Source organism: Oleiphilus sp. HI0132, from assembly GCF_001635845.1.
Genome location: NZ_LWGJ01000067.1, coordinates 1 through 702, shown reverse-complemented (window position 1 = coordinate 702; position 702 = coordinate 1). Strand labels below are relative to the sequence as shown.

The following is a 702-nucleotide window of genomic DNA, read 5'->3' as shown; positions in this document are numbered from 1 at the left end:
CCCTCAGAGAAGTCATCAAGGTTTAGTGCGTAGCCGTCAACGGCACTGTTATCTGTGGGCGGTACATTAAGTGTAGAGACTAAGTCTTCAGCGAGCACTCTTTCGTGTGCATCAATAAGTGCAACTGATTCTGTCTCCGATATCGGGTTTGCCAATTTTTTTAAGCGCTCAATGATATCATCTAAAGGATTAAGGGTGTGTTTGACGGCTGAATCGCAGCAGCTTTGATTTGTGTTCGACATAAATAGCTCTGTCAGTATCGACGATGAAAAACGGGTTATTAGTTTAGCGTGTGCAGTGTATCGCTAAAACAGAAATAAATCGTTGATGATCATCAAGCGCTTAAGGAAGAGTTAGCAAGCGGGTAGATCTGCGTGAGTGCCGCAGCTTACGACACTACCGTCGCGCGAGTCGTACTTGATAACCAAGGAGCTGTTATTGCGATTGCCAGTGTCGCCGTTAAGGCGATAAGCGTAGCTGCAGACTCTGTTGCCGGTGTGGCGGTAAGCTCGATAGGCTTCATTGTTGTTGCCAACAACAACTGAGGGCGGGTTTTCCAATACGCCCTGCCAGACACCAATGCAGCCGTTGTTGCCTTGCCCTATATTCTCATTACCTGTGCCTTTATCAACACCAATTGGGTAGCCGATATTGTTGGTGTCAATCGTGCCATTGCCAAAGTTTGTCAGGTTTTGGGTGCGA

General features: G+C 47.2%; 1 protein-coding gene and 1 pseudogene. Both read right to left on the bottom strand.

The window, feature by feature from the left end; translation table 11 throughout:
• A pseudogene (locus tag A3766_RS00975) lies at window positions 1–242 on the bottom strand (molybdopterin molybdenumtransferase MoeA); the annotation flags it as partial.
• Window positions 243–353: 111 nt separating this feature from the next.
• Window positions 354–702 (bottom strand): hypothetical protein (locus tag A3766_RS30050; RefSeq protein WP_197479151.1); only part of this gene is annotated, 349 nt, incomplete at its 5' end.